Source organism: Brevundimonas sp. SL161, from assembly GCF_049896985.1.
GTDB lineage: Bacteria > Pseudomonadota > Alphaproteobacteria > Caulobacterales > Caulobacteraceae > Brevundimonas.
On record NZ_JAFCVJ010000013.1, the window covers coordinates 15,021 to 39,717 of the forward strand.

Here is a 24,697-nt window from a genome sequence, read left to right on the forward strand (position 1 = left end):
GCCGTATTGCTACTCTGGCCGCCGGGCGTCCAGCCGGATCGACTGACCGCGCGACTCCAAAAGCGACTCGACAGAGTCGACAGAGTCGCGCCCGCCCGCAGCCGCTCCGTCCCCGATCCGGCCCATGCCGATCCCTCCACCAGAAGAACGGCAGTATAACCCCGCATCAGGGCGTGATGGACAAAAGGCCTCTCAATACGGCCACGCATTGATCCGATTAAGGAAATCGGCGCGTCCGTTGATGGGTATAGGCCTGAACCCCTCTCCCGTTCAGCGGAGGGGTTCAGGGGATCAGACCCTGGCCGGCTCGTACCGCGGCGACAGGATGTGGATGACCAGCAGGGCGATCAGATAGGCCGAGGCGGCGACGACGAAGATCGGGGTGTAGCTGCCGATCTTGTCCAGGACGTAGCCGGCGTATTTGGCCATGGCCATGCCGCCGAAGCCGCCGATCATGCCGCCGATGCCGACCACCGACCCCACAGCGGAGCGCGGGAAGACGTCGCCGGGCATGGCGTAGAGGTTGGCCGAGAAGCCCTGGTGGGCGGCCGTGGCGACGCCGATGACCAGCACCGCCAGCCACATGTTGTCGATATTGCCGGCGAAGGCAACGGGCGTGACCGCAAGGGCGCAGATCAGCATGGTCAGCTTGCGTGCGGCCCCCAGGCTCATGCCGCGCTTCAGGAACTGTCCCGACAGCCAGCCGCCGCCGATCGAACCGACGTCCGAGAGCAGATAGATGGCGATCAGCGGCGGGCCGAAGGTCAGCAGGTTCAGGTCGTATTGTTTGCCCAGGAAACCCGGCAGCCAGAACAGGAAGAACCACCAGATGGGGTCGATCAGGAACTTGCCCAGGGCATAGGCCCAGGTCTCCTTGACCGTCAGCAGCTTGAGCCAACCGATCTTGTGAGCCGGGTCGGGGGCGTCCTGCGAAATCCAGTTCAGCTCGGCCGGGGTGACCTTCTTGTGCTCGCCCGGGCGCTTGTAGATCATGAACCAGACGGGAACCCACAGGAACCCGAGCGCACCGACGATGATGAGGGCCATCCGCCAGTTGGGCTCTTCGGCCGTGCCCAGCCAGACCGAAGCGATCAGCGGGATGATCAGCGGCGTGATGATGGCGCCGATGTTGGTGCCGGCATTAAACAGGCCGACGGCGAAGGCGCGCTCCTTCTTTGGGAACCATTCGGTGACGGCCTTGATGCCGGCCGGGAAGCCGCCGCCCTCGCCGATGCCCAAGGCAACGCGAGCGATAATGGCGGTGTTCAGGCTGCGGATGCCTGCGTGGGCGATGAAGGCGATCTGCCAGATGATGAAGGCAATGCCGAAGCCCCATCGGGCCCCGATCTTGTCGACCAGCCGTCCCCACAACAGGTAGGATACGGCGTAGGCGGCCTGGAACCAGAAGATGATGTCGGCGAAGTTGGTTTCGGTCCAGCCGAACTCGGCCATCAGCGTCGGCTTCAGGACGCCCAGCGCCTGACGGTCGACATAGTTGATGACCATGGCCGCGAACAGCAGCCAGACCACGACCCAGCGGTATTTGCCCGACGGCGGCTGGATCTGGATTGGTTCGACCCTGGTCGAAGCAGCGTCTGTCATGGACCCCGTCCTTACTGTTTCCGCGTCCTGACCCGCCTTGTCACCGCGAGCGGCGCGACGGGTTCCGGGATGGTTGAACTACGTCTCGGCCGAAACGACCGTGCAATGGATTTCACCGACGCCCGAGAAGACGCAGACGGATTGAGCGCCGATCTCGACGCGGTGGACGCCGGTGACGGCGCCGGTCGAGATCAGGGTTCCCTCCTTCACCGGCCGTCCGCGACGGGCCAGGTGTTCGATCAGGAAGCGGACCGATTCCAGAACGCCCATCGGGATCGCGGCCGCCGTGGCTGTGCCAATGGTCACGCCGTCGACGAGGGTTTGAACCTCGATGCCATCCAGGCTCGCGGCCCAGTCCTCGATCTCGACGCCCAGCACCAGGCCGCCGTTGTTGCCAAAGTCGGAGGCGACCACGGCCGAGCCCAGGTCGTTGATCGTCGAAAGCGGGCTGCCCGCCAGTTCGACGCCGATATGCATGGCGGCGACGGCGGCGGTCGCCTCTTCCAGGGTCCAGTCGAGCCTGGACGGATCGACCTTGCCGATGCGGGCGACGAACTCGGCCTCGATCGCGGCGAACCCGCCGGGGATGGCCGGCAGCGGGGTCGGTTCGGACGAGGTCGACCAGAAATTGCGGCGGAAGATCGGGCCGGCAAGGCGATGCGTCTGGAGGGTCGGCTGCTGGCCCGGGGGCACCATGCCGACCTTCCAGCCGACAATCTCGTCCGGGAACAGGCCGATGGCCGCGTCCTGGGTCGCATAGGCCGTGGCCATGTCGAGCGGGCGCGGGCCCGGATAGTCCGACAGGGCGGTATGCGACAGGCGCGCACCGACGAAGCGCGTGGCGATGTCCGACACACTGTCGTTCAGGCCCGGGGCGTTCGCCGCGCTCATGCCGCGACCGCCGAATGGTGATGAATGCCCGTCACGCGCCGTCCCGATATCATTTGCCAGAAGCCGATCTTCTCGTCGGTTCGGGGATGATTGAAGGGGAAGGAAACCGGTGTCAACGCCCTTGCTGAGATCGGCGCCGGCGGCAAGCGTGGGCATGGCGTCACAGCCGGACCGGTTGTAAGGCTGCATGGCCCACAGCATGAGGTCGAGCTTGACCGACGACGACAATACATCCGCCCGCGCGGTGATGAGGCCCGGAAAACGGCCCACGATCAACGACGTGGCGCGTATCGCCTCGGTCTCGAAGAAGACGGTTTCGCGGGTCATCAACCAGTCGCCCTTCGTGCGCGAAGAAACGCGCGGGCGGGTCAATGCGGTCATTGAGGAACTGGGCTTCACCCCGGACCTGCAGGCGCGCGGCCTCGCCTTCCGCCGATCCTTCCTGGTGGGCCTGATCTACGACAACCCCAGCCCGAACTATGTCGTGAACATGCAACAGGGCGTGCTGGACGCGCTGCGCGGTTCGGGGCTGGAGCTTGTGGTCCACCCGTGCGTGCGGACCGGCGACACCGTGGTGAACGACATCCGCACCTTCGTGGAGCGCCAGAAGCTGTTCGGCGTCATCCTGCCGCCATCGATGTCCGAGGACGAGCGGGTCATCCAGGTTCTGCGCGACCTCGACTGTCCCTATGTCCGCATCGCCTCGGTGTCGCTGGACGAGCCTGGCTCCATGCTCGTCACCAATGACCATGTCGGCGCGGCCGAAGCCGGCCGGCACCTGGCCGACTTGGGCCACAGCCGCATCGGCTTCATCTCCGGTCCCGAACTGTTCCGCTCCAGCGCGGTGCGCGGCGGCGGCTTCCGCGAGGCCCTCGCCGAAAAGGGGCTGACGCTGGACGACCGCTATGTCGCCGTGGGTGCCTATACGTTCGAGTCGGGGGTGGAGGCGGCGAAGACCCTGCTCGCCCTCGACCCGCCGCCGACCGCCATCTTCACCGGCAACGACGAGATGGCGCTGGGCGTGTTCAAGGTCGCTCGCGACATGGGTCTGGAGATTCCGCGCGACCTGTCGGTGGTCGGCTATGACGACCTGCCGATGGCGTCGCGGGTGTGGCCGAACCTGACCTCGGTGCGCCTGCCGATCCGCGACATGGGCCGGATGGCGGCGGAGAAGCTGCTGGCGCCGATGCGTGGGCTGGATCCGGCCAAGCTCAACCAGCCGGAGGTGAGGCCGTCGCTGGTGGTCAGGGATTCGGCGCGGGCGTTGTGAACGCCTTTCCTTCTCCCGTTGGGAGAAGGTGGCCGCGAAGCGGACGGATGAGGGTCGGATCTCACCGGAGACGCACGACCCTCACCCTTTCGCGTTTCCAGTCGCTGCGCTCCTGGACGCTCAAGCCCTCTCCCACCGGGAGAGGGTTTCGCTACCTCAGGCCGTCTCGAGCACCTTCGCGCCGACGAGGCCCTTGATGTAGTCGCGGATGCTCTCGTCCGTGGCGTTGGCGAAGAAATAGTCCTGGAACTTCTCGCCGGCAACGGCGGCCTTGAGCAGGTCCTGGTCGACGGTCTTCAGCACGGTCAGCATGTCGTGGCAGGTCACGGCCTTCAGCGACTTCAGGATGCCGCGGTTTTTGGCCATGATCTCGGCACGTTCCCTAGGATAGCCCAGGCCGCGCTCGCCCTCGAAGAGCTTGCGATAGACGTCCTGCAGGTTCAGCTCGGCCGCCCAGCCGAAGCCCTTGGCGTAGGGCATCGAGATGGCGTTGCCGTCGTTGATCTGGCCGAACAGGAAGGCGTCGGTCGGGTCGATCAACAGGCCGCAGAAGACGCCCGGCATGGCGTTGCAGGCCAGCATCGAGCCCATGCCCGTGCCGCAGCCGGTGACGACGAAGTCGGCGGCGCCCGAGTTCAGCAGGACGCCGGTCAGCAGGCCGTTCATGACGTAGGTCAGCGACGCCTTATCCTCGGCCGTGTACATGCCGTAGTTGAAGACCTGATGCCCCAGGGGCTCGGCCACCGCCGTAAGGGCGTCGTGGATGATCGCGTTCTTCGCGGCCTGGCTGTTCTCGGTGATCAGGGCGATTTTCATGGGTGTCCTCTCGGCAAGTCTTTGGGGCTGGCGAGGGCTTTACCCCTTCGCGGGATCATTTGCATCTGGTTTTGACACCGGTTACCACGCTCCGCAAACGCCGGTGGGAGGATCGCCGCATGGATTGCAGGATTTACCAAGCCACCCGTCCGGATTCGATGGTCGGCGCGGGCCGTGACGATCTGCGCGACCGCGATCTGATCACGGACTACACCTTCGTCCGGGCGATGGGCGGCGAGACCATCGACCATACCGACACGACGTCCTCGACGTCAGCCAACTGAAGTAGGGCAAAAATGACCAATCCATTCAGCCTGCAGGGCAAGGTCGCCGTCGTTACGGGCGGGAACACCGGTATCGGTCAGGGCATCGCCCTGGCTCTCGCTGACGCAGGCGCGTCAATCGCCTCGGTCGCGCGCCGCGCCTCTGACGATACCGTCGGCCAGTGCCTGGCCAAGGGGGTGAAGGCCATCTCGATCCAGGCCGACCTCGGCTCCATGGAGCCGATCGAGCGCATCGTGGCCGAGACGACCAGGGGCCTCGGCCCCATCGACATCCTGGTCAACAACGCCGGCATCATCCGCCGCGCCGACGCCGTCGACTTCACCGAGGAGGACTGGGACGCGGTCCTGAACGTCAATCTGAAGTCGGTCTTCTTCCTGTCCCAGGCTGTGGTTCGCGACATGATCGCCGGCGGTCGCAAGGGCAAGATCATCAACACCGCCTCGATGCTGTCCTATCAGGGCGGGATCCGGGTGCCGTCCTATACGGCGTCCAAGTCGGGCGTCGCGGGCCTGACCAAGCTGATGGCCAACGAGTGGGCCAAGCACGGCGTCAACGCCAATGCCATCGCGCCCGGCTATTTCGCCACTGACAACACCCAGGCGCTGCAGGACGACCCGGTCCGGTCCAAGGAAATCCTCGGCCGCATTCCCTCGGGTCGCTGGGGCCAGCCGTCTGACATCGGCGGGGCGGCGGTCTTCCTGTCCTCGGCAGCTTCTGACTACGTCCAGGGCATCACGCTTCCGGTCGACGGCGGCTGGCTCGCACGCTGATCAGCGACTAGCGTAGCGCCATGACGATCCTTTGCTTCGGCGAGATGCTGCTGCGTCTCACGCCCAACGACGGCGAACTGCTGATGCAGTCGCCTGGCCTGACCGTCCGCCCCGGCGGGGCCGAGGCCAATGTCGCCGTGTCCCTGGCCCGTTACGGCGCGCCAGCCGCCATGGCGACGGTCCTGCCCGACAATCCGCTGGGTCACGCCGCTCGCGACGAGGTGCGCAAGCATGGCGTCGACACACGCCGCATCGTCTTCAAGCCCGGCCGGATGGGGCTGTATTTCCTGACGCCGGGCGCCGTGCGTCGTCCGTCGGAAGTCCTCTACGACCGCGCCGTCTCGGCCTTCGTCCAGCATGTCGACGGGGCGCTGGACTGGGCCAGGCTGCTCGAAGGGGTGGAGTGGCTGCACCTGTCGGGCGTGACGCCCGCGACCGGGCCGACCGGTTCGGCTGCTGCGCTGGCCGCCATCGCCGCTGCGACCAGGGCGGGCGTCAAGGTCAGTTTCGACGGAAACTTCCGCGGCAAGCTGTGGGCCGAATGGGCCGGCGATCCGCCGCGCATCCTGGGCCAGATGCTGGCGGGGTCCAACCTCGCCTTCGCCGACGACCGCGACTTCGCCCTCGTACTGGGCCGGTCGTTCGATGACGCTGATCCGGCCGAGCGCCGTCGCGCTGCCGCCACGGCCGCGTTCGAGACCTGGCCCTCGCTGGAGCGGATCTGCTGCACCCTGCGCATCAACGACAGCGTCCAGGACCAGACCCTGTCGGCGGTGATGATCACCCGCGACGGCGAGCATCACGCGGCCCCCATCGCACTGACCGGGGTCGTGGACCGGGTCGGCGGCGGCGACGCCTTTGCGTCCGGCGTGCTGTTTGGCATCTACAGAGGCTGGTCGAACGACGAGGCCCTGGCCTTCGGGCTGGCGGCGGCAGGTTTGAAACATTCGGTGCCCGGGGACTTCAACCTGTTCGACGAGGCCCAGGTGCGGGCCGCCATGGCCGCCGAAGGCTTCGATATCCGGCGGTAGGCGCGCTCTCCTCTCCTCTCCGTCATCCTTGGACGCAGCGCAGCGGAGATCCGAGGACCCAGCCGCGCGGACCTGAACGCGCACCCGGGTCGACAGCGGTGCAGCTGGGTCCCCGGGTTCGCCGCGCGCCCCGAGGATGAAGGAGAAGTGGGCTCAGAAGGCTCTAGGAAACCGGTGTCATTGATGTATCGTGATTTGAAACGAGCGTCAGACTCGTGATCGTCTGTCCCCAGGAAACGACCCGGAGTTCCCCATGTCGCCAACCCCGTCGCGTCGCGCCCTGCTCGCTGGAGGCGCCGCGCTGACCGCCCTGGCCGCAACGCCCGTCGCCGCGTTCGCGCAAACGGCCCCCGACCGCCCGGCCATCCTGGCCACGATGAAGCGCGCCACGGCCTTCATGACCGACGAGGTCGCCGTCGGCGGCGGATACGTGTGGAACGTCCTGCCCGACTTCTCGCGCCGCTGGGGGGAGCTGGAAGCCTCACCGACCATGATCTGGGTCCAGCCTCCGGGCACGGCGAGCGTGGGTCACGCCTATCTCGACGCCTATCACGCCACCGGCGACGAGCAGTTCTACGACGCCGCCAGGGCCGCCGCCGACGCCCTCATCGCCGGGCAGCATCCGCGCGGCGGCTGGAACTACGTCATCGATACGGCGGGCGAGGACAGCCTGAAGGACTGGTACGCCCGGATCGGCGGCAACGCCTGGCGGCTCGAGGAATTCCAGCACTACTACGGCAACGCCACCTTCGACGACGCCGGCACGGCCGAGGCCTCGCAGCTGCTGCTGCGGGTCTATCTGGAGAAGCGCGAGCGCAAATACCGGGCGCCGCTCGACAAGGCGATCCAGTTCGTCCTCGACGCCCAGTATCCGAACGGCGGATGGCCCCAGCGCTTCCCGTTCGTGGAGGGCGCCGGCGGCCTGCACGGCAACCCGGACTACACCCCCTACATCACCTTCAACGACGACGTGGCGGGCGAGAACATCGAGTTCCTGCTCTACTGCCACCAGGCCCTCGGCTCGAACGACCGGCGGCTGGTCGATGCGATCCAGCGCGGCATGGACATCTTCGTCGCCACCCAGCAGCCCCTGCCCCAGCCCGCCTGGGGGCTGCAGCACTATCCCGACACTCTGATGCCGGCGCCGGCCCGCACCATCGAGCCGCGCGCCTTCGCCACCCACACGACGGCGACCAACATCCGGTCGATGATCGGCTTCTACAAGCTGACCGGCGACCGCAAATATCTGACCCGGCTGCCCGAGGCGCTGGACTGGCTGGACCAGGTCAGGACGCCCCAGACCCTGATCGCGCCCGGCCGGACCCATCCGACCTTCATCCTCGAGGGCTCGAATACGCCGGTCTATATCCACCGCCGGGGGTCGAACATCAGGAACGGCCGCTATTACGCCGACGAGAACCCGAACAATCTGGTCATCCACTACGGCTCGTTCCGGAACCTGGACACTGCCGCCCTGCGCGGAGAGCTGGAAGCCGCGGCCGCGCTGGATCCGGCGGCCCTGATCGCCGCCTCGCCGCTGAAGGCGCGTCCGGGCGCGCTGGAACTGCCGAAGTATTTCACCCTGCGCGACGTCAGCATCTGGGACATGTCGACCGACGGGCGACGTCCGCGTCCGGTGGCGGCCGGACGGGCGGCCGAGCTGGCGGCGAGCCTCAACACGCGCGGCTACTGGCCGACGCCGATGACCACGACGTCGAACCCCTACATCGGCCCGTCGCCCGAGGCAGTCACCGGGGGCGAGTACCAGACCACCCGCGTCGGCGATCTGTGGGACACCTCGCCCTACAACACCGACTTCCCGGTGGAATGCATCTCGACCGAGGCCTTCGTGCGCAACCTCGGCGACCTCATCGAGGCCCTCAGCCCGCCGGCCGCCTGATGCGGCTGGACCGCCGCACGCTACTGACAGGACTGGCGGCGACGCCGCTGGCCGGATGCATGTCGATGCCCCGGACAGGGATGCCGTCGATGCCGTTCATGCGGACACCGCCGGTCGATCAGAAGGACTGGCGGACGCTGGCGGACGGCCAGACGGTGACGATGTTCACCCTCACCAATGACCGGGGGTCCCAGGCGAGCGTCATGACCTGGGGCGGCATCCTGCAGTCGCTGACACTGCCGGATCGCGAGGGGCGGATGGCGGAGGTCGTCCTCGGCCTCGATAGCCTGGCCGACTATGTCGAGCGGTCGCGCAACTTCGGCGCCACCGTCGGTCGCTACGCCGGACGGATCGCCAACGGGCGGCTCGAACTGGACGGCCGCGAGGTCCAGCTCGACGTCGGCTCGGGCCCGCACTCCAGTCACGGCGGCCCCGTCGGTTTCGCCAAACGCAACTGGACGGGCCGTCCCGACGTGACCGACGACGGACCGGGCGTAGTCCTGACCCTGGTCAGCGCCGACGGCGACCAGGGCTTCCCCGGGCGGCTGACGATCTCGGTCACATATCGGCTGACGCACGACGACCGGTTGACGATCGACTATCTGGCCCTGACGGATCGGGCGACGGTGCTGAACCCGACCAACCACTCCTACTTCAACCTGTCGGGCGACCCGGAGCGGTTGATCCTTGACCACGAGCTGCAGATCGAGGCCGACGCCTTCGCCGCCTATGCGCCGGACAAGATCGTCACCGGAGACCTGGCGCCGGTGGCGGGCACGCCGTTCGACTTCCGCACGCCCAAACCGATCGGCCGGGACCTGTTCGAGGTGAACGATCAGCTGCGCATCGGCGGCGGCTACGACCACAGTTTCGCGGTTCGGGGCCAGGGCCTGCGCCGCGCCGGGCGGCTATCGGAGGCTTTTAGCGGTCGGGCGCTCGAGGTCTGGACGACCGAGCCGGCGCTGCATGTCTATACGGCGAACACGGTCGAACTGGTCGGGCGCGGCGGGGCCGCCTATCGCCCGCACTGCGGCGTGGCGCTGGAGACCCAGCACTATCAGAACAGCCCCAACCGGCCGGGCTTCCCCTCGACCGTCCTGAGGCCGGGCGAGACCTTCCGGTCGCGGACCGAGTACCGGTTCAGCGTGAGTTAGCACCCTCTCCCCTTGTTCGAGAGGGAGAGCGCGCACGACGGCGCAGCCGTCGTTCTGGCGCGGTCGGGTGAGGGGTTTTACCGGCGGTCGGCGTGAGCGAACCGAGCCAGCACCAACCTCTGACGTCAGCGTGACCCCTCATCCGTCAGCCTTCGGCTGCCACCTTCTCCCGCAAGGGGAGAAGGACAGAGAAAAAGGCCCCGGCGTTTCCGCCGAGGCCCTTACTCAGGTCATTCGCGCTCAAGTAGCCCGAAGGGCGGTAGCACAAAAAGAAAGGCCTACGCCTCGTCGGCAGGCTTGTCGGCGGTGCCGGTGACCGGGACCACGGCGCCCTTGGCGGGGCGGACGGTCTGGCGTTCGGCGATACGGGCCGACTTACCGCGACGGTCGCGCAGGTAGTACAGCTTGGCGCGCCGGACGACGCCGCGACGCTTGACCTCGATCGACTCGATGTTCGGCGACAGGATCGGGAAGACGCGCTCGACGCCCTCGCCGAAGGAGATTTTGCGGACGGTGAAGTTCTCGTTCACGCCGCCGCCGGCGCGGGCGATGCAGACGCCTTCGAAGGCCTGAACGCGCTCGCGCTCGCCTTCCTTGATCTTGACGTTGACGCGAAGTGTGTCGCCGGGCTGGAAGACCGGGATCGCGCGCACGGCGATCAAACGGGCTTTTTCTTCCGCTTCGAGCGTCTGAAGGATGTTGGCCATGGTTCTATTCTCCTCGGGCTTTGGCGCCCTTTAGCTTTGATTTGGCGGAGGGTTCCGCAGGTCTATTCGCAAGATGAGCGTCCCAGAGATCCGGTCTGCGGTCCTGCGTCGTCTTTTCCCTTTGCTCCTGACGCCAGGCCGCCATCTTGCGATGGTCGCCGGACAACAGGATCTCCGGGATGTCGATCCCCTCGAACGTCCGCGGTCGCGTGTACTGCGGATGCTCCAGAAGACCGTCCTCGAAGCTTTCGGAACTCAGGCTTTCGGCCTGGCCCAGAACGCCGGGGATCAGTCGTACGCACGCCTCGATCACCACCATCGCCGCCGCCTCGCCACCGGCGAGAACCGCGTCTCCGACGGAGACCTCCTCGAACCCCCGGGCGTCGAGCACCCGCTGGTCCACCCCCTCGAACCGGCCGCAGAGAACGACAATGCCGTCCGCCTTGGCCCACTCTTTCACTCGCGCCTGCGTCAGGGGTCGACCGCGTGCGCTCATGTACAAAAGCGGCCGGGGCGACCCTGTCAGGCTGTCTAGAGCCCGGGCCACCACGTCCGCTTTAAGCACCTGTCCGGGGCCGCCACCCGCGGGGGTGTCGTCCAGGAAGCCGCGCTTATCTTCGGAAAAGTCGCGAATGTCCACCGTTTCCAGCGACCACAGCCCCTTCTCGCGCCAGGCGGTGCCGATCAACGACACGCCGAGTGCGCCCGGAAAGGCCTCGGGGAACATGGTCAGGACGGTGGCGGTAAAGGGCATTCTCGCGATCTAGCGCGCTCTGGCCCGCTCGTCTCCTCCCTGTCGCGCAGCGGCGGGGAGGCGGCTCGGAGGCGAAGCCGGAGAGACGGAGGGGTTCTGGCCGCACGAAGACCCCCTCCGTCAGCTTGCCAAGCGCTCGCCGACACCTCCCCATCCCTCCGGGACGGGGAGGAGACGATCACTGCGTCGGTCGCCCGCCTCCGGCCGCGATCCAGGCGTCCACCCGCTCCTCCAGGATGTCCAGCGGAACGCCGCCGCCGCCCAGGACCACCGCGTGGAAGTCGCGCACGTCGAAGCGGTCGCCCAGCGCGGTCTCAGCCCTCGCCCGCAGCTCCAGGATCTTCAGTTGACCAATCTTGTAGCTGGTCGCCTGGCCCGGATTGGTGATGTAGCGCTCGACCTCCTTGACGATGTCGCGCTCCGACACGAGCGTGTTCTGCTGGAAATATTCGATCGCCTGCTCGCGGGTCCAGCGCTTGGAATGCAGGCCGGTGTCCGTCACCAGACGCGCGGCGCGCCAGATCTCGAGCGAGAGCCGGCCGAAGTCCGAATAGGGGTCCTGATAGAAGCCCATCTCCTTGCCGAGCCGCTCGGTGTAGAGGCCCCAGCCTTCCGAATAGGCGCCGTAACCGCCGAAGCGACGGAAGCGCGGCAGGCCCTCGATCTCCTGGGCGAAGGCGATCTGGAAATGGTGGCCCGGCGCGCCCTCGTGGTAGCTGATGCCCTCGACCTGGGGCTTCAGCACCTGGGTCATGTCAGCCAGGTTGACGTAGTATATGCCCGGGCGCGACCCGTCCGGCGCCGGGCGGTTGTAGAAGGCGACCGAGGCCGTCTCCTGACGCCAGGCCTCGACCGCGCGGACCTCCAGCGGAGCCCGGGGCAGGGTGTGGAAGAAGCGCGGCGCCGCCTCCATCGCATCCGCCACCGCCGCCCGCGCATCGACCAGATAGGCTTCGCGGCCCGCCTCGGTGTTCGGATACTGGAAGCGCGGATCCGTCTTGATGTAGGCGAAGAACGCCTGAAGCGTGCCGTCGAAGCCGACCGCCGTCTTGATCGCCTCCATCTCGGTCTGGATGCGCGCGACCTCGGACAGGCCGATGTCGTGGATCTGGTCGGGCGTCAGGTCTGTGGTGGTCGAGTTCCGGACCCGCTCGGCATAGTAGGCGTCGCCGTCGGGCAGGCGCCAGACGCCTTCGTTGGACGTCGCCAGAGGCTGAACTTCCGCCAGGGTCGTCAGGATCTGCTCATAGCCGCGACGGAACGGACCGGTCAGGGCCTCGCGAGCCGCGGCCAGCAGGGTCGCCTTTTCCTCGGGCGAGGCGTCGAGCGCATCCACCTTCTTCTGGAAATCGGCCCAGACCGGGTTGTCGGCCGCGTCGTCGAACGGCGCGCCGGAGATCACGTTGCGGGTATCGGCGATGGTGATCGGGAAGACGAAGGTCGGCGAGACGAAGCCGGCCTGGGCACGGCGCGTCACGTCGGCGGAGATCTCGCCCATGACCCGCTCGACCTCCACCAGCCGGGCGACGTAGGCGCGGGCGTCCTCGGCGGTGTCGATCCGGTGGTTGTTGATCATGAAGACCGGGATGCCGGTCGCCGGATTGCCGTTGGCGGCGAAGATGTAGTCGTGGTCGCTGAACCGCGCGCCCGAGACCTGGCGCTCCACTCCGTTCTCGAACATCCGCCACGACAGCTGGCTCTGCGGGCTCAGGGCGTCGAAGTCGTGTTCGGCCTTCATCCGCGCCAACTGGGCTTCGGCCAGGGCGACGGAGCGGACCTCGGCGTCGGGGGTGTACTCGTCCAGCCGGTCGTAGGCTGTTTTCATGCCCAGAGAGGTCATCTGCTGGGGGCTCAGAGCGATGCGTTCGCCGTAGGCGGCCTCGAAGAAGGCGGCCAGCGAAGCGTCTGCTTCAGCCGTCGCAGCCGCCTGGGTCGTCACGCCGGCCGGCACCGGAGCGAGGGCCGCCGTTCCCAACCCCGCCGCGACAATCAGGCTGAAACTGGCGCAAGAAACGAGAAGACGACGCATAGGGAACTCCGTGAACTGTTCGTTCAGCGACCGTCCCCGATGCGTTGCCGGTATGCAAGGGCGACCAGCGTCGCGCCTCGATCAGGCCTTCGCCGCGATGCCCGTCTCGGCGAGCCATTCCAGGATCTTGCCCTTGGGCATGGCGCCGACCTTGAGCGAGGTCATCTGGCCGTCCTTGAACAGCATCAGGGTCGGGATGCCCTTCACGCCCAGTTTGGACGGTGTCAGCGGGCTGTCGTCGATGTTGATCTTGGCGATGGTGACCTGGCCGCCGAGCTCGTCGGAGATCTGTTCCAGGGCCGGGCCGATCTGCTTGCAGGGGCCGCACCACTCCGCCCAGAAGTCCACCAGCACGGGGGTGGACGATTTCAGGACGTCGGTGTCGAAGCTCTCGTCGGTGACCTTGACCGTGGCCATATCAAATCTCTCTTCCTTGGGGGCTACCGGCCGTTCGGCCTACTTGAGCCCATGATGTTGGTCGAGATGTGGGGCGATTCTGGGGAAAATCAACGGAGGCCCACGCGGTCTGATCTACTCGGCGTAAATCATCTTGCGGGTCATGCCACCGTCTACCGTCAGGACCTGGCCGGTAACGAAGCCGGCCCCCGCCAGATAAAGGACGGCGCCCGCGATGTCGTCGGGGCGGCCAACGCGGCCGACCGGGTGCTGCGCGTGGTCGATGGGCCGGAGGTCCTGTTCGTCGGAAATCCAGCCCGGCGCGATGGCGTTGACCCGCACTTTCGGCCCGAGGGTGATCGCCATGGCATGGGTCAGGGCAACCATGGCGCCCTTGGAGGCGGCATAGGCCTCGGTGTTCGGCTCGGACATGAAGGCGCGCGTCGAGACCATGTGGATGATGGCGCCGTCGTCGCCCAGCAGGGGAATGGCCGCGCGGCTCATGAGGAAGGCGCCGGTCAGGTGGCTGTCGGTGACCTTGCGCCAGTCGGCCAGCGACAGCTCGGCCATCGGGCCGCGATCCGGCCCGGCGATGCCCGCATTGTTGATCAGAAGGTTCAGGGCGTCCCACCCCAGCTCGGCGAAAGCGGCCTGTACCGAAGCCTCGTCGCCGACGTCGCAGATCACGGACCGGGTGTTCTCCGGACCCGGCTTCAGATCGAAGGCGGCCACGGTCCAGCCGTCGGCGATCAGGGCCTGGCAGATTCCCCGCCCGATCAGGCCCGCGGCTCCGGTGACGATGGCTGTCTTCATGCGGACCTCAAGGGATGAGCGGTCGATCCGGTTCCGGCGACCCTCAGGCAAGGAAACGCTTCCAGACCCACAGCCCGAACATGATGACCGGAATGATCATCAGGATCTGATTGATGCGGATATCCCAACGCACGGTCGGCAGTTCGTGAGGAGGATAGCGAAGCGGCCATCGCTTGCTCTCGATGGCCTCGGCGAGCATGTCAGGCGTGATTGGGACTCGTACCACGCGCCTGTAGGGCGGCTTGAAGAACAGCCCGCCGAAGTTCGAGCCCTCTTCGCCGTGATGGAAATACCAGCGGTAGCCGTCGTCATCGACGCCAAAACGCGCGCCGAACGCGTCCATGAAATCCGAGGCGTCATCGCCAGCGATGCCGCAAACTTCGAATAGGTCCGCATTGCCGTTGGCGGGCAGTGGTCCGTGCCAGAAGTCCTCGAACCACTTTGCGAGTTGAAGACGCGCGTCGGTCACAGCAAGCCCGCCAGCGCCTCATCCATCAGCCCCTGCGGCACCGGCATCAGCTTCGGCCCATCGGTCCACACAAGCGCCGCCTCCACCGGGCGATCCGGATAAAGCCGGGCCAGCACCGCGACATAGGTCGCCATCTGGGCGACGTAGGCGGGGTCGGCGGCCTCGATGCGGTCGGGGGCGGGGCGGTTGGTCTTGTAGTCGACGACGAGGACCCGGTCGGGCGTCACCACCAGCCGGTCGATGCGGCCGTTGATGACGACGCCGGGGTGCAGCGTCTCGGCGCCGCCGGTCAGGGCGATCTCGGCGCGGGAGCCGGGACCGAAGACGGCGTTGAAGCGGGCGTCGTCGAGCACGCGGAAGGCGGCATCGATCATCTCGGCGCGCTGGGCGTCGGACAGGTCGCGCTCCTTCGCCAGCAGTCGGGCGGCGGCCCCGGTGCGGTCGGCGGCGCCGATCTCGGGCAGGCGTTCGAGCAGCAGGTGGATCAGGTCGCCGCGCCGGAAGCGGCCCAATGCGGCCCCCTCCCCGGTCGATGTGACGGCCAGAGGCGACGGGGCGGCGATGCGTTTGGCGCCCTCCATCTGCGACGGGGAGACGTAGCGCGCCGACGGATCGACCGGCGGCATCGTCCGCGCCCAGGCGGGAACAACGGCGCCCGGGAAGGGCACGACCCGCGAGGTCGCCATCGCGACCGGATCGACGCCATAGCGGCGGCGACTATGGCCGATGTCGCGGACCTGTCCGCCGAGGCGTTCGAAGGTCTCGGTCAGGACGGCCCACCAACTGCCGTCCTCATAGCCCTGTTTCGACCGACCCGAGCCGCGCCCCAGGATGACGATCCGGTCGCGGGCGCGCGTCAGGGCGACGTAGAGAAGCCGCAAGGTCTCGTCGTCGACGCGCTGCTGGCGGACGGCGCGGGCGTCGGCCGAGGCCTCGCAATCCTCCTTCTCCGAGCCCGGGCACATCAGCCAGGCCTCGGGGCCATCGGCCAGTTCGACCGGCATCAGGGTCGGTCCCTGGGCCTTCGCCCGCGCCGTGGTGTCGGGCAGGATCACCACCGGCGCCTCCAGCCCCTTGGCGCCGTGGACGGTCATGACGCGGACCTCCCCGCGCGCGCCCTCCAGCTCGCGCTTCACCTCGACGTCGGCGGCCTCCAGCATCGACAGGGCGGTCTCCAGATCGAGGCCGCCGCGCTGTTCGGCCGCCAGCACCTGGTTCAGCGTCTCGTCGATGGCCTCCTCCGCCTCGCGACCGAGGCGGGACAGGATGCGGGCGCGACCCGAGCGGCCGGTCTCGTCGACCCGGTTGAGCAGGGCGGCGAAGAAGGCGAAAGGATCGCGGCCGCGCTGGGAGAGGACGAAGGCCAGCAGGTCTCGGGCGCGGACCCATTCCGGCCGTTCCGGAGCGCGCCGTTGCAGGACAGGCCACAGCCGCCCCCTGCGGTGCTCGGCGCCCGCGAGGTCGAACAGACTGTCCTCGTCCAGGTCGCAGAAGGGGCTGCGCAGGATGCCGGCGAGGCTGAGGTCGTCGTCGGGAAAGAGGGCGAACCGGGCCACGGCGATCAGGTCGTCGAAGGCGATGTGCGATGACAGCTTCAGCCGGTCGGCGCCGGCCACGGGCACGCCCGCCGCCTTCAGGGCGCGGATGATCTCCTCGAAGGTCGCGTCGCGGCGGCGGACGAGAATCAGGAAGTCTCCGTAGCCGGAGGGACGCAGGGCGCGGGTCTTGCGGTCCTGAACGGCCACGCCGGTCTCGACCTGGCGTCTGATTTCGCGGGCGAGGTCGGCGGCCATCCGTTTGCGGGCACCCTGGACCGGCTCCTGATCGACGGGGTCGTCCCAGGCGTCGCGCTCGGGCGGCTTCTCGTCCTCATATATGGGCCAGAGGTCGATACAGCCCTGGTCGTCGGCGCGCATGGCCTTGTGGGCGGGGATGGCGCCGACCTGTTCGCCGACGAGGGCGCGGGTGCGTTCGGGGCCTTCGAACACGGCGTCGACGAAGCCCAGCACCTCCGGCGTCGAGCGGAAGGAGGTCGCGAGTTCGACGCCCGTGTAGGCGAAGCCGGCGCCGCGAACGAGCGTCTCATACGACTGGGCCTCGCGATTCAGCCGCTCCGGCCGGGCGCCCTGGAAGGAGTAGATCGACTGTTTCTCGTCGCCGACGGCGAAGACGGTGCGCTCGACCTTGCCGGCCCCGAAACGACGCGATCCGGCGCCGGAGAAGAAGCCCTCGGTCAGGGCGCGGATGATGTCCCACTGTTCCGGGGCGGTGTCCTGGGCCTCGTCGATCAGGACGTGTTCGACCCCGCCGTCGAGCTTGTAGAGGACCCAGGCGGCATTGGCGCGGACGGTCAGCAGCTCGACCGTGCGGGCGACGAGGTCGCCGAAATCGAGGGCGCCGCGACGGGCCTTGGCCTGGTCATAGAGGGCGCCGTGGGCCTGGGCCAGGGTCAGGACGTGGACGGTGTCCTCGGCGACGCGGGCCTTGCGGACCTGGCCGAGCGTGGCGACCACCTTGTCCTGCAGGGCCGTCAACCAGTCGCGGGCGCGGGCGGGCGCCGATTTGGTCGCCATCGACTTTCGCGGCGCGCCCGAGGTCAGGAAGACCGAGGCCACCTCGGGGAAGGTCCAGTCGGCGGCGTACATGCGGTCGGCGCAGCCCTGGTCCGTGACCGAGCCGGTAGACATCAGTTCGGCGATCTCCAGCCAGTCACCCCGGTCGAGGAAGCGCATGAAGTCGGACTGGATCGACGCCACGTCGCTGTCGGGATCAGCGCCGACGAGGGCGTAGGGGCTGATCGTGGGGTCGGCGGCGATGCGGGCGACATAGTCGATCAGCCGGGCGCGGTCCTGTTCAATGCGGGCCAGCAGGCTCTCGAAACTGGCCCAGTCGAGCTCGACGGCGAAATGGGCATAGGCGCGGCCGATGCGGCCGTCGGCGTCGGAAAGCGCGGCGCGGGCCAGGTCCTCTCGGGCGCCGTGGGACAGGGCGATGGCGGCCTGATCCTCCAGCACGGTGAAGCCGGGGGTGACCCCGGCTTCGAGCGGGAAACGGCGCAGCAGCTTTTCGCAGAAGGCGTGCAGGGTCTGGATCTTCAGCCCGCCGGGGGTGTCGAGCGCCTTGGCGAAGAGGTTGCGCGCCTTGGAAAGTTCGTCGGGTGACAGCGTGGCCCTGATCTGACCGCCAAGGTCGGCGAGCGAGTCTTCCAGCTCTTCATCACCCATGACCGCCCAGTCGCCGAGGCGCTGGAACAGCCGCGCCTGCATCTCGGCGGCGGCGGCCTTGGTGTAGGTGACGCACAGGATCTCGCCGGGCTGAACCTCCTCCAGCAGCAGCCGGGCCACGCGGTCGACAAGGGTCGAGGTCTTGCCCGAGCCGGCGTTGGCGGTGACGAAGACCGACTGGCGCGGGTTCGCCGCCGCGATCTGGGCGGGGTCGGGCAGGATGCGGATGGAGCTGTCAGGGCCGCTCATTCAGCGTCTCCGTCAGCGCCGGCGACCGCCCATTCCCAGACGCGGGCGAGGTGATCGTAGTTGCCGCCGAAATTGCCCATGAACTGGGGCGCGACCCAGCTGAGATAGGGGGTGGTCTGGTCGTCAAAGCGGGCGACGCGGGCCTTCAGTCCGGCCAGAGCCGCCATCGACAGGTCGGAGGCCTCGGCGCCCTGGGCGCGCACCGCCGCTTCTCCGGGGACCTTCCTGCCGACGACGCGGACATAGGTCAGCTCCTCGGGCCCGACGGGGCCGGAGGTCTTGAGGCCGGCCTCGGCCAGGATGGCGCCGGTCAGGGTCAGCTGGGGGGCGAAGCCGGACTTGACCTGTTTGGCCGAGGGTGCGGCCCCGGTCTTGAAGTCGAGGATGGCCGCGCCGGTCGAGGACAGTTCGATCCGGTCCGCCTTGGCCGTCAGGGTAAACGGACCGGCGGGGGCGTCGAAGGTCATCTGCACCTCCTCCTCGACGCGGATCTCGATGCCGCGCGCGCGGCGGCGCATCTCGAACCCGGCCAGCCAGCGGGCGCAGTTGCGGGCCAGAGGACCCTCGCGCGCCATGGCGGCGTCCTCGAAGCCGTGGTGGGTCAGCTCCTCGTGCAGCAGGGTTGCGATCTCGGCCTCGCAGTCGTCTGGCAGTAAGGCGGGCCAGCTGAGCGTCAGCCGCTCGACCGCCTTGTGGACGGCCTGGCCGCGCGCCAGGGCCTCGGCGGACTGACCCGGCCGGTCGAGCTGACGCAGGTTCAGGACGTAGCGGGCATAGACGGCGTAGGGATCCCGCACCCAGCGTTCAACGCCGGTGACGGGGAGCTGACGCGGGCGGCGGTCGACGGGGGGTTTGGGCGCGGGGCGTTTCGCCAGCCCGCCCTGACCGGCCACCGGCGCGTCGAGGGCGCGGGCGGCGGAGAGGGCTTCGGAGGGGCGGTCGATCTCCACCCCGGCGCCGCGTGTGAGCATGTCCAGCCGCCACAGCCAGCGGGAGCGGACGGCGGGCTGGCCGCCGCGGCGTTCGGAATGGACGAGGATGGCCTCCGGGGCGCAGGCGGCCTGGACGAAATCCTGGGCCGTCTGGCCGACGCGACGCTCGGGCGGGGGCAGGCCGAGGGTCTTCCTCATCGGCCGCGACAGGAAGGGATCGATCGGCGCGCCCTGGGGCCAGACACCCTCCTCCAGCCCGGCCAGGATCATCCGGTCGGCCCTGACCAGACGCGCCTCGATGGCGCCGAGGATGCGAAGGGAAGGATGGGTCGCGCCGCCGGTGCGGACCGTGACGTCGTGCAGCAAGGAGGCGACCAGTTCGGCGAAGTCGTTGGCGCTGACGGCGCCGAGCGACGCGCCGCCCTCGATCAGTTGCGACAGCAGGGAGGCCGCCGCCTCTCCGTCCGGCCCGGCCCAGACGTCGACGCCGGCGAGGGCCTCGACGAGGGCGGTGAGGTTGCGGGCGGCCTGGTCGAGCGAAGCCGCACGACCGAGGGCGGCGGCAGCGGCGAGGGCCTGAAGCCGGCCGGCGAGCGCGGTCGCCTCCGCGACGCGGACGAGAGTCGTTTCGGAGGGCGGCTGACCGTCGCGGCGGGGTTCGGCGGCCTGGGTCAGGCGGGTCTCGATCCGGGTCCAGTCGCGGGTGCGGGGGCCGCGGAAGGCGACCTTCTCCAGCTCGGCGGCGGCGTGGGGCGTTGCCTCGGGCAGGATCGTCAGGGCGTGCTTGATCAGGGCCAGCACGGTCTGGGGCTTCAGCGGATCGGCCATGAAGCGGGCGGCCAGATCGACGAGAACGCCGACGGGCATCTGGTCCAGCGTCGCGCCGGAGGAACTGTCGGCGACGACGCCCCAGCGCTCCAGCCGGGCGGCGACGCGACGGCCCAGGGCGAGATCCGGAGTGACGAGGGCGCAGGTCCGGGCCTTCCCGTCGGGATCGGGGGTCTCGAGCGTCTCGCGCATGATCAGGGCGATGGTCGCGGCGGCGTCCTCCTCGGTGCGGGTCGCGACGACGGACAGGCCTTCGAGGCCGAGGGCGATGGGGTCGGCGGCCTGCCCGGCATCGGCAGCGTCGGCGCGCAGCCGGGCGATCTCGGCGCGCCAGTCGGCGGTGGCCTCGGCGGGACGCAGGGCCTCGTTGATCAGTCGCTGGCGGGCGAGGCCTCGCGCCTCGACGGCGGGCACGACCGGGCGGAGGAACCAGGGACGGACGTCGGCGCGGTCGGCGCCGGCGCGGTCGGCGCCGGCGCGTTCGAGGAACCGTTTCAGCGCGCTCTGCGGATGCTGTTCCTCAATGGCGTCCCAGGCGGCTTCGCTGAGGTCACGGTCGAGGCCGGGGAGGACGACGCAGCCCTGCGGTGCCCTGGCGACGGCGATCAGGACGTCGGCGGCGGCCTTGACCGTGCCGGTCGAACCGGCGGCGATCACCGGTCCTTGCGGCGGATGGCTGTCCCAGCGCTCGGCCAGGAGGCGCAGCAGTTTCGTCCGCCGCCACGAGGCGTCGACGCGGCCGAGTTCGGCCAGGCGCTGCGGCCAGGCCTCGACGGCGAGACCGAGGAACTGCGCGGACTGACGCCAGTGCTCGGCGAAGTCCTCCTCGACGAGGGTGGCGATGCGCTCGGGCGCCTCGACCTCCTCGATGTGGCAGGAATCGAGGAAGGCACCGAGGCTGTCAGCCAGTTCCAGCGCGCGCATCGGCGACAGCGCAGCATCGTGATGCTCGACCATCAGCCGCGCCATCTCGAACCGGCGCGTCAGGGGGGCGATGGCGGGCGGCAGGTCGAGACCCAGTTCGCCGGGGGTGAACGGCGGCTCGTCCTCCTCCAGGTCGCCGAGCGGGCGGACCTGAGGCAGGAGGACGGGGCGGTCGCCGCTCAGGGTCGAAAGGGCGCTGGTGAAGGCCCGCGCCGCCCGGCGATTGGGCAGGAGGATGGTGGCGTCGGACAGGGTCTCCGGCGCCTGGTCGCCCAGCCAGTCGAGCACGCCGGCCGCCAGGTCTTCGAGAAAGGGTCGGTGGGCGGGGATGGCGAACCAGCGCGGGTCCGCCTTGCCGCCGTCTCCCGGGAAGGGATCAAAGGCTGCCGTCACTCCGCGAGCCTGGCCTCGGCCTCGTCGCGCGCCTGAGGGTCGCCGACGTGCATCCAGTCGCCGTCGAGGACGCAGCCGTAGAGCCGGCCGGCTGCCGCCGAGGCGCGCCACAGGGGGCTCAGCGAGAACGGTCCGTCCGGTCCGCCGTCGGCATAGTCCGGTCGGGTGATGTGGACGCCCATATAGGCGAAAGGCGCGGTTGCCGCCTCGCCCCGGAAGGTCAGGCGGCCGTCGTCAGCGAGGAAGAAATCGCCGTCGCCCTCGAAGCCGATCGCGCCCTCGCGGATGGCAAGCAGGAGACAGGCGTCCATCTTTACCGGGTCCCACAGACGGACCAGTGCGTCGACCCAGGGGGCGGCGCCGCGATCGGTCCAGACGCTGTCTATGTTGGCCACGAAGACGGGATCGTCACCGAGCAGGGGATGGGCCTTCTTCAGACCGCCGCCGGTCTCGAGCAGCTCGGTGCGCTCGTCGGAAATGACGATCCCGGGGCCGCGTCCGCGCGCGGCCAGATGCGCCTCCAGCCGGTCGGCAAACCAGTGGACATTGACCACCGCCGTTTCGACGCCCGCGTCGGCCAGCCGGTCCAGGACGTGGTCTATCAGGGCCCGGCCGCCGACCTCGACGAGGGCCTTGGGCCGGTCATCGGTCAGGGGCCGCATGCGCGTGCCGAGGCCGGCGGCGAGGACCATGGCTGTCTTCGGAGTCGTCATGCGCGCAGCTCCGCAGGGACGTATCTGTCGAACCACCTGGCGACGCCTTCGAGGCCAGGCTGGGTCAGGTTGGCGTTCAGGTGGGCCCACATGCGCGGCATGAAGGCCGCGTAGCGCGGCTTGCCGTCGCGCACGATCAGCCGTGCGAAGATGCCGAGGATGCGGGCCTCGTTCAGGGCCGCAAGCCCGGCGTAGGCGCGCAGGAAGCCGGGGCGGTCGGCGACCTCGGCCATCTCGAAATACCGCTCCAGAGCCTCGGCCTCGAGGGACGGCGACACATCGCGGCGGGCGTCCTGCAACAGGGAATGCAGGTCCCACGACGGGTGGGCCCGCACCGCGTCCTGGAAGTCGATCATGCCGACGCGGGCCGGGCCTTCGCGCTCGGGCAACCAGATCAGGTTCTCGGCGTGATAGTCGCGGTGGGCCAGCACCGAGGCCCCGGCCTCCCCCTCGGCGACGATGGGCGCCCAGGCGGCGTGCCAGTCCGCGATGGCGGCGTCGTCGAAGCGTAGTTCTGTCTTCAGCTTGGGCGCCCATTCGACGAACAGATCGGCCCCGCCCTGCAGCGCGGTCTGGTCGTAGACCTGCAGCGGCCATGCACCCGCCGCGCCGGTCAGGATCGGCGGCGTCGGCGCAGCATGCAGTTCGGCCAGGGCGTCGACGGCGGCGAGGTAGAGGGGCGTCTCGTCCTGACCGGCCTCGATCACGCGGGCGAACAGGTCGTCGCCGAAATCCTCGAGTACGGCGAGACCCGCAGCGGCGTCGAGCGCGACGATGGCCGGGGCCGACAGCCCGACCGAACGCAGGTGGGAGGCGACCGCGGCGAAGGCCTCGATCCGGCCGGCGGACAGGCGGGCGATGGCGTTCCAGCCCTCGGCCTTGCGACGCTCGGGCGACCAGGAGGGATCGGCCGGCGGGCTCTCTGCCGCCGCGACCTGATCCATCAGTATCAGGCCAGGTCCGTTAGCGGGGGTCAGCCGCTCATAACGGCGCGTCGAGGCGTCGCCGGGCAGGGGCGCCCGGCGCGCGTCGGCGAGGCCGACCCCGGTCAGGAAGGCGACCCGCTGGGTTTCTCTATCGGTCAGGTCAGACATTCAGGTTCTTTGACAGGCTTTCGACGACGTCATTGATCTTCTCTGCCCACGCCCCTGCGCCTGAAACGGTCGCATGCCGTCCCTCGCCGCGTTCTTCCAGGGTGATGGCCAGGCGGTCGGGCCCCAGGGCGCGAGCAGGATTGTCGCCCAGTCGTTCGGGCCATTCGATCAGGGCAGCGCCGATGTCGAGCGCCTCGTCGAGGCCGATCTCGAACGCCTCTTCGGGGCGGGTCAGGCGGTAGAGGTCGAAATGGGCGACGGGCGGGTCGGTCTCGTAGAACTGGACCAGGGTGAAGGTCGGCGAAGGCACGTCCTCGTCCTCGCCGGCCAGCGCCCGGATCAGGCCCCGGGCCAGGGTCGATTTGCCCATGCCGAGCGGGCCGTAGAGCAGGACGGCCTCGCCGGGCTCGAGACGCGGTGCCACAGCGCGCCCGAGCGCCGTGGTCGCCTCCGCATCGGCCAGATCGATCCCGACCATCAGGCGAAGTCCGCGTCGGGCTGGCCGGGCAGAACCCGCTCAACGAAGGCCTTCAGCGCATAGGTCGCACGGGGCGCGTCGATATCGAGACGGGTCGGCGGGATCGGCTTGCCGACGCTGAGGCGGAAGGGCTTCTTCCGCTTGTTCAGCAGCTCGTGGAACAGGGTGATGTCCCGCAGCTCCGGCGACACCCGATTGAACAGGTGGAACAGGGTCGAATAGGGGCCGCTGACATGGATCGGAATGATCGGTGCGTTGTATTTCCGCGCCAGTGACGTCGCGGTCGATGCCCACTCCGGGTCGGTCAGCTGTCCTTCTTTTCCCACGCGGGAAATCCGTCCTGCAGGGAACATGACCACGCAGCGTTCCGCCTCGAAGGCGGCCTTGGCGGCGTCCAGGGTGACGCGGGTCTTCGCCCGCGTGCGTTTGTCGACCACCCATTCGACCGGGATAAGGACCTCGTCCAGCCGGGGCGAGACGCGGACGGCGTCTGCGTTCGCGAAGTAGATCGCGTCGGATCGGCGGCGTTTGATGGCATCGTAGACGGCGATTCCGTCGGCGATCCCGGTCGGATGGTTGCAGACAACGATGCAGCGGCCGGTGGCCGGCAGCCGATCGAGGTTCAAGCACGACACCTTCAGGTCCAGCAGGTTCGACACATGGTCCAGCGCCGCCTGTCCCGACAGGGGCGTGATGGCGTCGGCCATGTCCCGCGCCTGGCCGTAGCCGAGGATCGAGTAAAACACCGGGCGAACCACTGGCCAGAAGATCGACCCCGTCAGCTGCGGCGCCCGCTCGGCGATCAGGACGTCGACGACGTGATCCGACCGTTGCGCGGGGACGGCGGCAGGCTCGGTCATGGCGGGCGGCGAAGCGATCATCCGCGCCCCTTGTCGCCTCTGGCAGGAACACAGGCAAGCGTGTCCGCCCTTCCCGTGCACCCCGGCCAAGGCCTGGGTCCAGATCGAGGACACG

The 24,697-nt window shown here is 68.7% G+C and carries 21 protein-coding genes; 6 read left to right on the top strand and 15 right to left on the bottom strand.

Annotation, left to right across the window (positions count from 1 at the left end; all coding sequences use genetic code 11):
- Positions 1-291: 291 nt before the first annotated feature.
- Positions 292-1,602 (bottom strand): MFS transporter, encoded by a 1,311-nt coding sequence (locus tag ACP7AU_RS10535; protein ID WP_426036237.1) that lies wholly within the window; start codon positions 1,600-1,602, stop codon positions 292-294.
- Between the two features lie 78 nt (positions 1,603-1,680).
- Positions 1,681-2,820 carry a 2-keto-4-pentenoate hydratase gene (locus ACP7AU_RS10540; RefSeq protein WP_426036235.1) on the bottom strand — a complete coding sequence of 380 codons (1,140 nt, stop codon included), beginning with the start codon at positions 2,818-2,820 and terminating at the stop codon, positions 1,681-1,683.
- Here ACP7AU_RS10540 and ACP7AU_RS10545 point away from each other — a divergent pair.
- Entirely contained in the window at positions 2,774-3,763 is a 990-nt protein-coding gene (locus ACP7AU_RS10545; RefSeq protein WP_426036233.1) for a LacI family DNA-binding transcriptional regulator, read from the top strand. The two genes, ACP7AU_RS10540 and ACP7AU_RS10545, sit on opposite strands and share 47 nt — an antisense overlap.
- 156 nt (positions 3,764-3,919) lie before the next feature.
- Here the strand turns inward: ACP7AU_RS10545 and ACP7AU_RS10550 are convergent, their stop codons facing one another.
- A complete protein-coding gene (locus tag ACP7AU_RS10550) occupies positions 3,920-4,579 on the bottom strand; it encodes an RpiB/LacA/LacB family sugar-phosphate isomerase (RefSeq protein WP_426036231.1) in 660 nt (219 codons plus the stop codon).
- 119 nt (positions 4,580-4,698) lie between these two features.
- Here ACP7AU_RS10550 and ACP7AU_RS10555 point away from each other — a divergent pair, with 119 nt between their 5' ends.
- The 5 genes from ACP7AU_RS10555 (at position 4,699) to ACP7AU_RS10575 (ending at position 9,719) form a co-directional block, all read left to right on the top strand.
- Positions 4,699-4,863, top strand: a complete 165-nt coding sequence (locus ACP7AU_RS10555) for a hypothetical protein (RefSeq protein ID WP_426036229.1) — start codon at positions 4,699-4,701, stop codon at positions 4,861-4,863.
- Between the two features lie 12 nt (positions 4,864-4,875).
- Positions 4,876-5,634, top strand: coding sequence for a 2-dehydro-3-deoxy-D-gluconate 5-dehydrogenase KduD (kduD, locus tag ACP7AU_RS10560; RefSeq protein ID WP_426051384.1), 759 nt, complete (start codon positions 4,876-4,878; stop codon positions 5,632-5,634).
- A 20-nt stretch (positions 5,635-5,654) separates the two neighbouring features.
- On the top strand, positions 5,655-6,665 hold the full coding sequence (locus ACP7AU_RS10565) for a sugar kinase (RefSeq protein WP_426036225.1): 1,011 nt from the start codon (positions 5,655-5,657) through the stop codon (positions 6,663-6,665).
- Positions 6,666-6,918: 253 nt separating this feature from the next.
- Positions 6,919-8,565 carry a pectate lyase gene (locus ACP7AU_RS10570; protein ID WP_426051385.1) on the top strand — a complete coding sequence of 549 codons (1,647 nt, stop codon included), beginning with the start codon at positions 6,919-6,921 and terminating at the stop codon, positions 8,563-8,565.
- Entirely contained in the window at positions 8,565-9,719 is a 1,155-nt protein-coding gene (locus ACP7AU_RS10575) for an aldose epimerase family protein (RefSeq protein WP_426051386.1), read from the top strand. Before ACP7AU_RS10570 ends, ACP7AU_RS10575 begins: the two co-directional genes overlap by 1 nt.
- A gap of 278 nt (positions 9,720-9,997) precedes the next feature.
- On the opposite strand, the gene rplS is transcribed toward ACP7AU_RS10575, so the two are convergent.
- From rplS to ACP7AU_RS10635, 12 genes are all read right to left on the bottom strand, one after another.
- On the bottom strand, positions 9,998-10,426 hold the full coding sequence (gene rplS, locus ACP7AU_RS10580; protein WP_303696550.1) for a 50S ribosomal protein L19: 429 nt from the start codon (positions 10,424-10,426) through the stop codon (positions 9,998-10,000).
- 4 nt (positions 10,427-10,430) lie between these two features.
- Positions 10,431-11,180 (bottom strand): tRNA (guanosine(37)-N1)-methyltransferase TrmD, encoded by a 750-nt coding sequence (gene trmD, locus ACP7AU_RS10585; protein WP_426036219.1) that lies wholly within the window; start codon positions 11,178-11,180, stop codon positions 10,431-10,433.
- Positions 11,181-11,358: 178 nt separating this feature from the next.
- Entirely contained in the window at positions 11,359-13,209 is a 1,851-nt protein-coding gene (locus tag ACP7AU_RS10590; protein ID WP_426036217.1) for a DUF885 domain-containing protein, read from the bottom strand.
- Positions 13,210-13,290: 81 nt separating this feature from the next.
- Entirely contained in the window at positions 13,291-13,626 is a 336-nt protein-coding gene (gene trxA, locus ACP7AU_RS10595) for a thioredoxin (protein WP_426036215.1), read from the bottom strand.
- Between the two features lie 114 nt (positions 13,627-13,740).
- Positions 13,741-14,418: an SDR family oxidoreductase gene (locus tag ACP7AU_RS10600; RefSeq protein ID WP_426036213.1), complete on the bottom strand. Its 678-nt coding sequence runs from the start codon at positions 14,416-14,418 to the stop codon at positions 13,741-13,743.
- Positions 14,419-14,461: 43 nt separating this feature from the next.
- Positions 14,462-14,887, bottom strand: a complete 426-nt coding sequence (locus ACP7AU_RS10605) for a hypothetical protein (protein WP_426036211.1) — start codon at positions 14,885-14,887, stop codon at positions 14,462-14,464.
- Complete coding sequence (addA, locus tag ACP7AU_RS10610; protein ID WP_426051387.1) at positions 14,884-18,360, bottom strand: double-strand break repair helicase AddA; 3,477 nt, start codon at positions 18,358-18,360, stop codon at positions 14,884-14,886. Before addA ends, ACP7AU_RS10605 begins: the two co-directional genes overlap by 4 nt.
- A complete protein-coding gene (addB, locus tag ACP7AU_RS10615) occupies positions 18,357-21,437 on the bottom strand; it encodes a double-strand break repair protein AddB (protein ID WP_426051388.1) in 3,081 nt (1,026 codons plus the stop codon). Before addB ends, addA begins: the two co-directional genes overlap by 4 nt.
- Entirely contained in the window at positions 21,434-22,150 is a 717-nt protein-coding gene (gene murU, locus ACP7AU_RS10620; protein WP_426051389.1) for an N-acetylmuramate alpha-1-phosphate uridylyltransferase MurU, read from the bottom strand. Before murU ends, addB begins: the two co-directional genes overlap by 4 nt.
- The gene (gene amgK, locus ACP7AU_RS10625) at positions 22,147-23,244 is read right to left on the bottom strand and encodes an N-acetylmuramate/N-acetylglucosamine kinase AmgK (protein ID WP_426051390.1); all 1,098 of its coding nucleotides are present in this window, start codon (positions 23,242-23,244) and stop codon (positions 22,147-22,149) included. Before amgK ends, murU begins: the two co-directional genes overlap by 4 nt.
- On the bottom strand, positions 23,237-23,722 hold the full coding sequence (gene tsaE / locus ACP7AU_RS10630) for a tRNA (adenosine(37)-N6)-threonylcarbamoyltransferase complex ATPase subunit type 1 TsaE (RefSeq protein ID WP_426051391.1): 486 nt from the start codon (positions 23,720-23,722) through the stop codon (positions 23,237-23,239). Before tsaE ends, amgK begins: the two co-directional genes overlap by 8 nt.
- The gene (locus tag ACP7AU_RS10635; protein WP_426036199.1) at positions 23,722-24,603 is read right to left on the bottom strand and encodes a GNAT family N-acetyltransferase; all 882 of its coding nucleotides are present in this window, start codon (positions 24,601-24,603) and stop codon (positions 23,722-23,724) included. Before ACP7AU_RS10635 ends, tsaE begins: the two co-directional genes overlap by 1 nt.
- Positions 24,604-24,697: the final 94 nt, after the last annotated feature.